The sequence below is a fragment of the Pedobacter superstes genome (assembly GCF_037622515.1).
GTDB lineage: Bacteria > Bacteroidota > Bacteroidia > Sphingobacteriales > Sphingobacteriaceae > Paradesertivirga > Paradesertivirga superstes.
In genome coordinates, this window is the sequence record NZ_JBBJCN010000003.1 from 471926 (window position 1) to 485184 (window position 13259).

15 protein-coding genes are annotated in these 13259 nt (G+C 38.5%); 6 read left to right on the forward strand and 9 right to left on the reverse strand.

The genetic code is table 11. The features are described 5' to 3' along the window. Nucleotides 1–29: 29 nt before the first annotated feature. Entirely contained in the window at nt 30–1031 is a 1002-nt protein-coding gene (locus tag WG906_RS10800) for a pectinesterase family protein (RefSeq protein ID WP_339992608.1), read from the reverse strand. 79 nt (nt 1032–1110) lie between these two features. After that, a complete protein-coding gene (locus WG906_RS10805; protein ID WP_339992609.1) occupies nt 1111–2124 on the reverse strand; it encodes a LacI family DNA-binding transcriptional regulator in 1014 nt (337 codons plus the stop codon). Between the two features lie 103 nt (nt 2125–2227). On the opposite strand from WG906_RS10805, the gene WG906_RS10810 reads away from it, so the two are divergent. Together WG906_RS10810 and xylA are read left to right on the forward strand one after the other, a co-directional pair. After that, the gene (locus WG906_RS10810) at nt 2228–3715 is read left to right on the forward strand and encodes a xylulokinase (RefSeq protein WP_339992610.1); all 1488 of its coding nucleotides are present in this window, start codon (nt 2228–2230) and stop codon (nt 3713–3715) included. Continuing rightward, on the forward strand, nt 3716–5047 hold the full coding sequence (gene xylA, locus WG906_RS10815; RefSeq protein ID WP_339992611.1) for a xylose isomerase: 1332 nt from the start codon (nt 3716–3718) through the stop codon (nt 5045–5047). 62 nt (nt 5048–5109) lie between these two features. Here xylA and WG906_RS10820 read toward each other — a convergent pair whose 3' ends face one another. Further along, the gene (locus WG906_RS10820) at nt 5110–5970 is read right to left on the reverse strand and encodes a ferritin-like domain-containing protein (protein WP_339992612.1); all 861 of its coding nucleotides are present in this window, start codon (nt 5968–5970) and stop codon (nt 5110–5112) included. An 11-nt stretch (nt 5971–5981) separates the two neighbouring features. Then, nucleotides 5982–6710, reverse strand: coding sequence for a ferritin-like domain-containing protein (locus tag WG906_RS10825; RefSeq protein WP_339992613.1), 729 nt, complete (start codon nt 6708–6710; stop codon nt 5982–5984). Between the two features lie 142 nt (nt 6711–6852). On the opposite strand from WG906_RS10825, the gene WG906_RS10830 reads away from it, so the two are divergent. Further along, nucleotides 6853–7404 carry an RNA polymerase sigma factor gene (locus WG906_RS10830; protein ID WP_339992614.1) on the forward strand — a complete coding sequence of 184 codons (552 nt, stop codon included), beginning with the start codon at nt 6853–6855 and terminating at the stop codon, nt 7402–7404. 1 nt (nt 7405) lies between these two features. Then, complete coding sequence (locus tag WG906_RS10835) at nt 7406–8254, forward strand: anti-sigma factor (protein ID WP_339992615.1); 849 nt, start codon at nt 7406–7408, stop codon at nt 8252–8254. A 34-nt stretch (nt 8255–8288) separates the two neighbouring features. Here the strand turns inward: WG906_RS10835 and WG906_RS19475 are convergent, their stop codons facing one another. Further along, nucleotides 8289–8483, reverse strand: a complete 195-nt coding sequence (locus WG906_RS19475) for a DUF6358 family protein (RefSeq protein ID WP_431844475.1) — start codon at nt 8481–8483, stop codon at nt 8289–8291. A 1-nt stretch (nt 8484) separates the two neighbouring features. Continuing rightward, nucleotides 8485–8799: a rhodanese-like domain-containing protein gene (locus WG906_RS10840; protein WP_339992616.1), complete on the reverse strand. Its 315-nt coding sequence runs from the start codon at nt 8797–8799 to the stop codon at nt 8485–8487. Between the two features lie 140 nt (nt 8800–8939). On the opposite strand from WG906_RS10840, the gene WG906_RS10845 reads away from it, so the two are divergent. Together WG906_RS10845 and WG906_RS10850 are read left to right on the forward strand one after the other, a co-directional pair. Further along, the gene (locus WG906_RS10845) at nt 8940–10058 is read left to right on the forward strand and encodes a DUF4407 domain-containing protein (RefSeq protein WP_339992617.1); all 1119 of its coding nucleotides are present in this window, start codon (nt 8940–8942) and stop codon (nt 10056–10058) included. 140 nt (nt 10059–10198) lie between these two features. Beyond that, nucleotides 10199–11500 (forward strand): M20/M25/M40 family metallo-hydrolase, encoded by a 1302-nt coding sequence (locus tag WG906_RS10850; protein WP_339992618.1) that lies wholly within the window; start codon nt 10199–10201, stop codon nt 11498–11500. On the opposite strand, the gene WG906_RS10855 is transcribed toward WG906_RS10850, so the two are convergent. From WG906_RS10855 to WG906_RS10865, 3 genes are all read right to left on the reverse strand, one after another. Beyond that, nucleotides 11497–11985 carry a GNAT family N-acetyltransferase gene (locus tag WG906_RS10855; protein WP_339992619.1) on the reverse strand — a complete coding sequence of 163 codons (489 nt, stop codon included), beginning with the start codon at nt 11983–11985 and terminating at the stop codon, nt 11497–11499. The two genes, WG906_RS10850 and WG906_RS10855, sit on opposite strands and share 4 nt — an antisense overlap. Before the next feature lie 6 nt (nt 11986–11991). Beyond that, the gene (locus tag WG906_RS10860; RefSeq protein ID WP_339992620.1) at nt 11992–12501 is read right to left on the reverse strand and encodes a thiamine pyrophosphokinase; all 510 of its coding nucleotides are present in this window, start codon (nt 12499–12501) and stop codon (nt 11992–11994) included. 78 nt (nt 12502–12579) lie between these two features. Continuing rightward, nucleotides 12580–13215, reverse strand: a complete 636-nt coding sequence (locus WG906_RS10865; RefSeq protein WP_339992621.1) for a thiamine phosphate synthase — start codon at nt 13213–13215, stop codon at nt 12580–12582. Between the last annotated feature and the right edge of the window lie 44 nt (nt 13216–13259).

The following is a 13259-nucleotide window of genomic DNA, read 5'->3' on the forward strand; positions in this document are numbered from 1 at the left end:
GAATAATAATACATGGGGTTTATTTAGGGTTATAATGAAGCGGCCCAATTCGCCTGGCCGGAGAATATATCTTTTAGTGTATACTTTTTTATTTCTTTTTTTGATAGTCTTTTTGACCATACTACACGCTTAGCTGAATCAGCACCCGCACCAAAGGATCCGTACTCTGCATAATAAGTAGTTTTTTCTTTGTCAGGGAACATTTTATCACCTTTCCATGGATCCCAGCCTTGAGGCACAATATGCTTTCCCATCTCAGTTCGTATAAATACCGTTTTAGCATACGGTCGCCACGGTCGGCCTAAATAAACCTTATCAGCAGCAGGATCTGCAATCAATTTGCAATCGAAAAACACATATCCAAAACGTTGAACCGGTGTAGTAGCAGCAGCGGTAACATACGAGTTTGAAAGGCTCTTTATTGTACAATTCTGAAATACAACTGTAGCTTCACCAAAAATAAAATCTGTTGTACCTTCAATATAACAATCTTTGTAATATTGCCGGCTAGTACCCGAACCTGTATATAAAGTATCCTGATTCCCTAAAATATTGCAGTTAACTATTGTCGCCCTGTCGCCTTCTACGTGCAGAGCTACAGCCTGCCCCACTCGTCCGGCAGTATTTTTAATCGTTAAATTTTCTGCTCTGAAGTCGTTTCCCTGAACTAAAACAGTATAAGAAGTGTATGTTGAATATTTATCTTTCCCATAAGGATCTTTACCTCCCGGGAATGCTTTTCCTGAATAATCATTTCCGGTAATAATTGTATTGTCCTTGCTTTCGCCGATCAGGAAAATTTTAGTTTTCCATGAAGGGATAACCAGCTTTTCATTATATACCCCTTTTTTAATATAAATTTTGACTACCTGTTGTGAAAGGTCACGAACGGCATTAACAGCTTCCTGAATAGTTTTATAATCACCGCTGCCATCCTGGGATACCGTTAATGAAGAAGGAAGAATTTGAGATTGCCCTTTTAAAACTAGAAATGAATGAAAGCAAATGAGAATAAGGATTATCCTTTTCATAAAATTGGTTTACATAATTCAAAACACAAGATTAATTAGAATTATGCTTTTATCCAATGCAAACGTTCGCATTTATCTTTTAATTTCTTAAAGACGACTCCCTGACGATCAATCTTGGCTCTAAAATCAGTTTCTCAGCCTTATACGGTACATTTTCATTTTTTAACTGATTAAGAAAGATTCTTGCAGTTTCTTCGCCCATTTTCGCTGTTTGCTGATCAATAGTAGAAAGAGAGGGACTAACCAAACTACCAAAGGATTCATTTGCAAAACCGATCACGCCAATTTCATCCGGAATTTTAATGTTCAACTCTTTTAATGCCTGCATTGCTCCCATGGCCGTATAATCTTCGAGGGCAAAAATCGCATCATAATTAATTCCCTGCGTTTTTGCTTCTCTCACAACATCTTTCCCAAACTGGAGGGAAAAATTCCCTTTTATTATAAGCTCTTCTTTAACGGGGAGATTATAATAAAGCAAGGCATCGACATATCCGCGCAAACGTTCTTTAAAAATTGCAATGTCCTGATGTGCCGTAATATGCAGAATGTTCTTATAACCCTGCTTTATCAAATGCTCGGTAGCTATAAAACCACCCTTATAATCGTCTATAACTACGGATGAGACACTAAGGGAGCTTAACTCTCTGTCGAAAAATATAAGCGGTATATTACGACTTTTGATTTCGGCATAAACCTCCTCAACCGTTTCGGTGGTTACCGACGATATAATTCCGTCTACCCTGGATTGCAGAAACGTTTCAATCCCTTTTGCTTCATGTTTTTTAGATTCGTTCGATTGAAATAAAAGTATATTATACCCGTTCGCATTCATAATATTTTCTATTCCTGATACAACAGAGCTAAAAAAGCTTACATGTAAATTAGGGACAATAACTCCGATGATGTTGCTCCGGCCAGAACGCAGAGAGGATGCAATTTTATTTTGGCGATAGTTTAAACGCTCTGCTGTTTCCCGAACCGCTTTTTTTGTTGCAATGCTAATTGCCGGATGATCATTCAATGCCCTGGCAACAGTAGAAAAAGTAACATTTAACTCTTTTGCAATATCAAGTATGGTGGTCTTTTTCAATTTCAATTTTTTTAATCCCATAAAACTAAAAAAATAATAATTTAAAAAGATATTATTTCTACCTTAGTGCCAACGTTGGCAATAGCCATTTAAACCTCATAGCATGCTTTTACTTGGTATTGATGTTGGTACATCTTCTATAAAAGTGTCGGTTGTAGAATCCGAGACTCAAAAAACTATAGTTTCGGCTCAATATCCTGATACAGAATCGTCTATAACTTCCTTAAAAACAGGCTGGGCTGAGCAGTCTCCTGAAATGTGGTGGGATCATGTACAAATGGCTATCCTGAAAGCTAATGCCAGTAAAGCTTATAATCCTCAGGATATTGCCGCGATCGGTATAGCCTATCAAATGCATGGTTTGGTAGTAGTGGATAAAAATCAACACGTACTACGTGATTCTATCATTTGGTGCGACAGCAGGGCGGTTGAAATTGGAAACCGTGCATTCGAGCAGATTGGTGAGGAAAAAAGCTTGTCACATCTGCTTAATTCGCCTGGAAATTTTACCGCTTCTAAATTAGCCTGGGTAAAAGAAAATGAACCTCTCATCTACAATAAAATAGATAAAATCATGCTTCCCGGAGACTTTATTTCCATGAAGCTAACTGGAAAAATCACCACGAGTAATTCCGCACTTTCGGAAGGGATATTTTGGGATTTTCAAAACAACTCAATTTCTGAAGACATTTTAAATTGCTTTGGCTTTGACAAAAGCATAATTGCAGATGTAATGAATGTGTTCGCCGATCATGGTCATCTGACGAAAACAATAGCAGAAAAACTTTCATTAAAGGCTGGAATTCCGATCAGCTACAAATCCGGAGATCAGCCTAATAATGCCTTATCGCTAAATGTTCTTAACCCTGGAGAAGTTGCTGCCACTGCAGGGACCTCGGGTGTTATTTATGGTGTGAGCGATTCTGTCACTTATGACAAGCAATCGAGAGTAAATACTTTTGCTCACGTAAATCATACAGGCAAAAATACCCGTCTCGGGGTGCTATTATGTATTAACGGGACAGGGATATTAAACAGCTGGACCAAAAAGAACATCGCTTCTGGCATTGATTATGAAGAGATGAATGATCAGAGTGCCCAAATCCCGGTAGGAAGCGACAAATTAAGAATACTTCCCTTCGGAAACGGAGCAGAAAGAATGCTAAATAATAAAATTATTGGAGCTCATTTTAACAATATAGATTTCAACCTTCATACACGAGCGCATATTTTCAGGGCTACACAGGAAGGCATCGCATTCGCATTCAGATATGGATTAGATATTATGCGCGAAATTGGAATAAATCCATCAGTTATCAGAGCTGGGAAGTCAAATTTATTCCTGAGTAAGGTTTTTACAGAAGCATTTGTTAATGCAACCAATGTGCCGGTGGAGCTTTATGAAAACGATGGAAGCGTTGGAGCTGCCTTAGGAGCCGGAATTGGAAGTAAAATATTCTCTTCTGAACAGGAGGCATTTAAAAACGCCAAACCGCTCGCTTTTATTGAGCCAACACAAGCAGAAACTTACGAACCAATTTACCAGGATTGGAAAAAATTATTAGATAATCATATAAAAAATCATAAATAAATGGGAAGTGTAATCACCGGAGATACCGAATTTTTTAAAGGAATAAGCCAGATTAAATTTGAGGGTTTAGAATCAGACAATCCGCTGGCGTTTAGATGGTATGACGAAAACCGAGTAGTAGCGGGCAAAACATTAAAAGATCATTTTCGCTTTGCGGGAGCGTACTGGCATTCGTTTGTAGGCAATGGTGCAGATCCGTTTGGAGCACCTACTCATGCTTTTCCATGGGATAAGAAAAGTGATCCTGTTGAAAAAGCAAAAGACAAAATGGATGCAGCCTTTGAATTTTTAACAAAAATGAATTTGCCTTATTACTGCTTTCACGATTTAGATGTGGTGGAATATGGCAATGACATTATCGAGAATGATAGAAGATTGCAGGCCCTGGTAGATTATGCCAAGCAAAAACAAGCAGCAAGCGGAATAAAATTACTGTGGGGAACAGCAAACTTGTTTTCAAATCCACGCTATATGAACGGGGCTTCGACAAACCCGGATTTCCATGTTTTAGCTCATGGTGCCGCACAGGTGAAAGCTGCACTTGATGCAACTATCGCATTGGATGGTGAAAATTATGTATTCTGGGGAGGTCGTGAAGGATATATGACTTTGCTTAATACGGACATGAAACGTGAGCAGGAACACTTCGCTAAATTCCTTCATGCAGCTAAAGACTACGCACGCAAGAATGGGTTTAAAGGAACTTTCTTTATTGAACCGAAGCCTGCAGAACCTTCAAAACATCAGTATGATTTTGACTGTGCGACGGTAATCGGGTTTTTAAACCAATTCGGCTTAGAAAAAGATTTTAAAATAAACATTGAGGTTAACCATGCTACACTAGCGGGACACACTTTTCAGCATGAATTGCAAGTTGCGGCAGATGCAGGAATGTTAGGTTCGGTAGATGCAAATCGCGGCGACTATCAAAATGGCTGGGATACAGATCAATTCCCCAACAACTTAAATGAAATCACGGAGGCGATGATAATTTTCCTTGAAGCCGGTGGTTTACAGGGAGGAGGTGTGAATTTTGATGCGAAGATCAGAAGAAATTCTACCGACATGAAAGATCTGTTCTATGCGCATGTTGGTGGAATGGATACTTTTGCCAGAGCATTGATCACGGCAGACAACATTCTTCAGAAATCAGATTACAAAAAAATCCGCCAGGAGCGATATGCATCTTTCGATTCAGGTAAAGGAAAAGAATTCGAAGAAGGAAAGTTATCTCTTGAGGATTTAAGAACTTATGCTATTGAGCAAGGCGAACCTGCTACAATTAGCGGCAAACAAGAATATCTTGAAAATGTAATTAACAGATATATTTAATCACTCTGTTTAAAAGGACAAAAGGGTATTTATGCCCTTTTGTCCTTTTACATTAAAAACAATTAAGATACTCCGAAAGGTGCTACTAAAGCTAAAACTTCGGCTTTAGTTAGGGGCTCATCAAAGGCCTCTGTTGCTGCACTAAATGATATATTTCCACCGACCCCGGGTAAATTTGTGATTATTACCCCTGCCTGATTAACATTATTTTCCGGGCTTGCTCCACCATAATTTCCATTTGCAGCGGCCACACCACTATCGTTAGAACTGTTGGCTGAGCCTGTAATCCATGGCTTTAATGCCGGAACACCATTCATCCTGCGCATATACCGAATTTTGGCAGCATGCCTCGCCTCTACAGCATGGATACCAAGGGCTGCGGTTAAAACCACCTTCTCTCCTTTAAGGATACCTGCCTGACCTTTATATGCTCTCACTCCAGTATCTTCCAATGCCTGGGCTACCGCCAAAAAGGTACCATAATTTGTAAAAACATCCGGAAAAGTACCCCCAGCTGTAAAATCGTATGTAGCTTTCTCTGACACAGGAGTCTGACTAAGAGAACTTAAAACGCTCTTCAGAAAATCAACATGTTTCTTTTCGCTATCGCGAATCATAACTATCGCATTTCTCTGTTCACCGGCAGGAATTGGCAAAGCGGCGGCTGCATTGCCTTTCAGGTAAAAATTATATTCAAAATGTTCCAGTGTTAACGCATACTGAAGCACATCCACAATAGCTGAGGGCGTAGCCTGGCCATACGCCTTAGTAAACATCGAGCCTAAAGCTAATGGCATAGCCGACAAAGCAATTTTAGAACCCATGCTAAAAAATTCTTTCATAGCATTTCTACGGGGACTTAATCGCTCATAAATCTCTCCGTCTACTTTTTCTATTTCTTCTAATATATTTACAATATTCATGATCTTTTGATTTAAGCTGGTATAGTCGATGGGTCAATTTTAGTTTTAATATAGGTACCCGCAATTGCCAATACCTGAGCAGGAGTGCGGGATATGTTTACAGAACTACTATCAACCTGATCTCCCAAAAAAGTATTTGGTGAGATAAGCTCACGTATTAATGCAGCATGACGCGCTTCTACAGACACGATTTTACCGGCCAATAATAAAAAGTTAGCATTTTGTAATAAATAACCTGCGCCGTCGTAGGCGGACACACCTAAATCTTCGAATGCCATTGCTGTACCCAACACACTGGCACGGCTGGAAAAATTAATGCTACTAAAATCAACAGTTAAATTCTTAATGGGAGTCGCACCATTGGCGGAAATAGCAGCCTTAAAAAACTCGCGGTGAGCAATTTCGTGATCACGGATATCAGTCAAAAAAGCGGTCTCGGTAGCGGTCATGCCCGAATAAGGAGTCGCGACTGCCTGAATGTAAAATGCAGCTTCCAATTGCTCAAGAGCGTAGGCATAATTGAGGATTGCAACATCTCCCGTGCCCAAAGATATGCCAGGACCAAATCCATTTTCAGGATCGTCGGGGTTATAATTACTTTGCTTACACCCTGCTGCCACTAAAGCAATTCCCGCAACACCCGCTCCCGCATACTTCAAGAAAGAGCGCCGTTGCACTTTCTGATCTAAGAGCTCCTCTTTTGATAAAGCGCCCTTTTGTTTAATAGTTGAATTTTCCATAAATCTATTATTAGGTTTAATTGTTCTCAGTAACTACGAGAAGAAATATTGTAATGGATTTATTTTCTTATGAAAAAAAAATATTCATACATTAATCATTGAGGTATGTAAAGCATTCACTATTATTGGAAAGAATATAGATTTGAGCAGAAAAACTAAAATATCACTTCCTGAAGCCGATCTTATACAAGCTATACGGCAGAAACAAAGAATAGGGTCTGAGGCATTATACGACATGTACTCCGCTTCTCTATATGGCGTTATTATTAGAGTAGTACAGAATCAGGAACTCGCTGAAGATTTATTGCAGGAGGCTTTTATTAAAATCTGGAACTCATTTGATTCTTACGATGAAAAAAAAGGCCGCCTCTTCACCTGGATGGTTAATCTCACCCGTAATCTCTCGGTAGACAAAATAAGATCGAAGGATTTTCGTAATAACAGCAAGAACCAGGACATTGAAAACTCCGTAATTACAATTGACGAGCAGCGAAATTCCAGCTTAAATCCAGACTTGTTTGGCGTACGGGAAATGGTTAATAAACTAAAACCTGAAGTTAAAGCTGTATTAGATCTGATTTATTTTAAAGGGTATACGCAGGTTGAGGCGTCTGAAGAATTGGGAATACCTCTCGGCACTGTAAAAACAAGAGTACGATTAGCAATTATCAGTTTAAGAAAACTATTCAATTAAATTGGAAGATTTAAAAGCATATATCGAAAGCGGGATTTTAGAGCTCTACGTGCTTGGCGACTTAACCGAAAGTGAACGCCTTGAAGTAGAACTTATGCTCGAAAAACATCCTGAGCTTAGGGCAGAGTTATTGGAAATTGAAAAAGCGTTAGAAAAATACGCCGAAGCACATTCTCAAAACCCTCCTGATCAGATGCGTGCCCAAATCCTAAATATACTTGATACCAGAGATCGCCAAGATGAAAGTATCGTAGTGCCTATCGACACATATTCTAACAAAAACACTTTTTATAAATTCGCTTTTGCTGCGTCGGTTGCACTCTTATTACTAAGTTTAATCGTGCTAATTAATCTTTATAGTCAATTAAAAGAATCTAATAATCAAATCGCAGTACTGCGCCAATCAAATCAGAAATTTTCTAATCATATAAGTTACGTAGAGGATCAGCTTAAAGTGGCAAATAAATCCTTGCAGATATTTCACAATCCGGACGAATATAAGATTGTGAAACTAAAAGGAACTCCAAATGCTCCCACAGCAAGCCTGATGATTGCTTTCAATCCGGAAAACGAAGAAGTTATGATTGACATGGCTTCTCTGAAGATGCCCACAAATGACACGGAACACCAATATCAATTATGGGCAATGGTAAATGGGAATCCGGTAGACCTGGGTGTATTTGATGCTAAGGGCGATACATCAGGAATGATAAAAATGAGATCATTAAAAAATGCGCAGGCTTTTGCGGTCACTTTGGAACCAAAAGGTGGCAGTATTAATCCTACGATGGACCAAATGATGGTTATGGGCGCTGTTGAACTATTAAACCAGGAGACAGCAACTGATTAATCATTCAATTTATAATCAGGAAAAACAATTCATTTTAATTCTGTCCTTTCTTGGTCACCCGCTTTATCTCTTTTATTAATCTGAATTTAAAAAATACAAATAAGGCGATAGCAAATACTGCAACGATCACTATACTGTACCTTTCCTCGTTGAATCCCCAAAAAAGGCACATTACCATAGTAAAAATGGCTATGTTATAAAAAACGTTTAAAAGAACTTTTTTAAACATTCTAGTAAACAGGCATAGATGGATCGTACTTTTCTTTCCAGGCTAGTATCCCGCCTTCAAGATTATAAAGATTGTCAAACCCTAAAGTTTGAAGTTGCATAATAGCTGCGGCACTTCGTTTTCCGCTGCGACAATGTACAATTACAGGTTTATCTGTCTCAATTTTATCCGATTCTATCATTATTCCCGATAATGGAATATTGACACCCCCTAAATTAGACACCTCATATTCAAAGGTTTCTCTAACATCAATCAGCTGGAAATCTTCGCCATTATCGATTTTTCTTTTTAATTCTTCTACCGTTATTTCTTCCATTTCATAGAATTTTTAAACAAAGATAATACTTATCCGGTATTTGATTGAGATGTTATTTTTAGCCTTTCATATTTATTTTCAGTTAATTTGTAACAACTTACATCACAGGCCGTTTTATAAAATATTATTCTCTCAGTTTAATGAAGAAAATCAATGACTTTTTCTGGTTTTGTTCCGGAACACATGTCGATACTTTAAAGAAATTTCCTACAGAACATAATAAATATGTTGGTATAGGGGCCACTATATTTTTTACTGCCCTATTCGCCTCCTTATCAGGAGGCTACGCTATGTATTTTGTTTTCTCCGGAAACCCGGCTGCAATTCTGCTGGCTATTATATTCGGGCTAATATGGGGGCTGGCAATCTTCAATATGGACCGGTATATTGTTTCGAGTATTACAAAAACCGGAACCGCCAATCAGCAAATCTTGCAGGCTACGCCGCGTATTTTACTCGCGATAATGATTGGAATTGTAATATCCCGCCCTCTGGAGCTGAAAATTTTCGATAAAGAAATCAGGCAGAAATTAAAAACAAGTTATTTGAATGGCCAGCGTTCAAAAATAGATACCCTTAACAATACTTTTAGCAATAAATATGTAACAGAACTACATAAAATAGTAGACCTTAAAGCGGAAAAAGATTCGCTGGAAAGAGATATTAATCTCTCACGTTACGTTCTGAACCAGGAGATTTTTGGAGACAAAAGCAGCCAAACTTCTGGAAAAGAGGGTTACGGTACCTATGCGAAACAAAAGGAAAGCGTTCTGAATCAAAAAATTCAACGCCTGGAGACAGTCAGACAACAAATGACAACGCTGGAGAATTTCATATTACGACGCAAAGAGCTTGAAAGTATAACCAGCGAACGCATGTTTAGCGGTAAACAATTAGACAGCCTGGCAAATGTCGCGGGCTTTGCCGACCGAAACTGGGCCTTAGGTCAGTTAAGCTTTAACACAGATGGTAGCAGAGACCTTGGTACCTACCTGGCTATTGCATTTATCAGCATGCTGTTCATTTTGTTTGAATGCCTTCCGGTTTTCGTGAAGCTTATGAGCCCCGTCGGGCCCTATGATATAGCCTTGCAAAATATTGAACTTTCGGCGGTGCACGGATCTTATAAAAATAAAGACTTTGATATAGCGGTAACAGATGGTGTTCAGGACACAAAAGTGGAAACCGAAATCCATAAACAGAAGCAAATTATTACCGGTAAATCTGCAAGAGAATTAGAGAATTACGATTGGGATTAATTCGATCGGAAAAAATGTATGTGTGCAGTATTTCAAGCCAAACCAATGTACTTCATTTTTTAATTCGATACATCATTTTTTAAATTTGAAGATGAATCTGAAGCATACATGAGCTCAGATATATGCCCGTAAATAAATCTATGAAAAAAGCTTATCTCATCTACATACTTGTTTTTCTCATTTCTTGTGTTGCTCAAAAACCCGAAAATCTTGTACAGCAAAACGATATTGAGAGAATTATTCGCACACTTTCCGCTGACGAGATGCAGGGAAGGGCAGTTTTTACTCCAGGAATTGAGAAAGCCGCCAGCTTTATCGAAAGCGAATTCAGGCAAATCGGCCTGCAACCATTTAAAGGTCAAAACACTTTCAGACAGGAGTTTTCAATGACCAATATAAAACCCATTGCTCTCAGTGTATCCGTTAACGGTAACGTGATAGATGAAAACAATGTATTAGTGATTACGGATAAACCAGGTTTAAACTGGAATACTGCCTCTGGGGTAGAAACACAATTCATTAAGTCCGGAGACATATTTATGTCGAGATACCGTTCTATTATGACACTTAATAAACCTGTTATAATTTTTGTTGACGAAGAGTTTTATGATGCTTTTAAGCGTGTGCGAAATTTTTTCATGGGCGAAAGGTTAATTGATGAACCCAGAGAAAATACTGCGGCCGTATTTATTATCGGAACAAAGGACCCTTCAACCTATCAGATTAATTTCACAAATAAAATTGAACAGGCCCCCCTTTTTAATATAGCAGGAATAATTCCGGGAAAATCGAAACCTGATGAATATGTTATATTTTCAGGCCACTATGATCATTTAGGGATCCTTGAGGATGTTAAAGGAGACTCAATTGCGAACGGCGCCGACGATGACGCATCAGGAATTACCGCAGTAATGTCTTTGGCCAGATATTATAAAAAGCTGAATAACAATGAACGCACTTTAATATTTGTTGCTTTTACCGCTGAAGAATCAGGAATGATAGGCTCTAAATACTTTTCGGAAAAATTGAACCCGGATGAAATTAAAGCCATGTTTAATATTGAGATGATCGGAAAGGAATCTAAATTTGGAAAGAACTCTGCATTCATAACCGGATTCGACCGCTCTGATTTCGGAACTATTTTGCAAAAAAACCTTGTAGGTACCGGTTTTACTTTTTATCCTGATCCATACAAAGAACAACAACTTTTTTACCGTAGCGACAATGCTACTCTTGCTGCTCTTGGCGTGCCGGCTCATACTATTTCGACTGATCAGATTGATATCGATAAATTCTATCACACTGTAGATGATGAATTTGAAACATTAAATATCGCTAATATTACAGCCACGATAAAAGCTATAGCTTTAAGTTCAAGGGGTATTGTAGCAGGTACAGAAACGCCTAAAAGGATAACGCCAATTTCACCAAAAACGCCTTAAAGAATCATCCTCATTACGTAATCATTTAATGTGTATTGATAATACGGGATATCGACTTCTTCAAAAACTTCGAATCCATACTTCCTGTAAAAGTTTTGCGCCGGATTATTCCGGTTAACGTTTAGCTCTAAAATTTTGCCACCCTTGGCTCGTGCATCACGCTTGATGAAATTGGTTAAGTGAGTCCCCAGACCTTTCCCTTGTTCTTCGGGTAAGATATAAAGTTTATGAATCTTATAAATAAATTGCTGGCTATCTGATAAAGAATAAGATGCAAAAGCAAGCGCTTTGCCTTCCGCTTCAGCGAATATGAAAGTGATTCCCTCATCAAGTTGTGATTGCAAGCTTTCAATTGAATACATTTTACTGAGCATAAACTCAATTTGCTCTATCGGCAAAATGCTTTTATAAGTGGAATGCCAGATTGCATTAGCGAGCTGATGGATCAGGAAAATATCATTTGAGCTTGCCAGCCTGATATTCATGTTTTTTTATAAGGTTTCGGCGATAAACGTAAATGGCTGTTCGAATGTTAGCGTATAGAACCCTTCTTTCTCGGTTTCGAAAATATGTTCGGTAATGGGAATCAATCCGGAAACATGTAAATTATGAGCTTCCAGGAGAACCTCTATTTCTTCTCCGGCAGTTTGCCATTTACTAAACCCTGGCTTTACCGGAAATATTTTCTGATGAGGTGTTAAAACTACAATATCTATTCTGTCAATATATACAGCATAATCCTTCGCCGAAAAAGAATCAGCGATGATATTTACAGCCGGATATTGCTCGCCTGTTAAATATTTAAGAGCATCCTGCAAGGGATCATCTTCTGTATGTATTACAATAGTTTCAGGCTGAGCAGCATAAGAAAGATTTTTACTTACCACGCCATCTATCTTAATCCCAAGAGAATCCACGGTTTCAAATATCTCTTCAACAACGATTACCGTAGGACTCCACTCTAAAAGCTGTCCCAGGTTTTCATGATTGAAACCTTCCATACTTATAATTAGCAGGGCAGGCTCTTGTTTTTCACGTATGATATGATGCGATGACATAAAAACAAAAGTACTGAAGACTTAATACACTTTTTTATAAATTTCTTTGAACGCAGAAACCGGATTATCAGACTTATTAACTGCAGCTGAGATAGCTACACCATATACCCCGGTTTTCATTACAGCATCTACATCTTCTATTCTAACACCGCCAACTGCAAGAACAGGGATTTCGATCCCGGCCCCTCTTATTTTATCGGAAAGTGATTTATAGCCCTCAATCCCCAATATCGCATATTCATTAGGCTTGGTGTCGGTTAAACTAAATGGGCCACAACCAATATAATCCACAACTCCGCTTGCTGCAATACGCTGAATATCCTCGAATGTGTTTGCAGAAGCTCCTAATGTTTTTTCACTACCTATTTGTTCCCGAAATGTCGTAAAGTCAGCTTCCATATCTTCTATATGGACGCCTTGAATATCTGCTTGATCTAAAAGATGCGCATGATCAGTAACGATTAGTGTTGCCCCCCAGTCATCGCAAATAGCGGCTATTTGATGAAGATCGTTCAAAAGTTCATCATCATTCTTAGAAAAGCATCTATATTGGACCCATTTACATCCGGCTTCACAAGCAATTTGTGCTTGCTCAATATGACTCCTGCCATCTAAATCCTGTGTTAAATAATGCAATTTGGCTATAAATTTTTTCATTAGAATATAATTGTCTTTTAAGCTCTGAAGTCGTTCGAATGGCC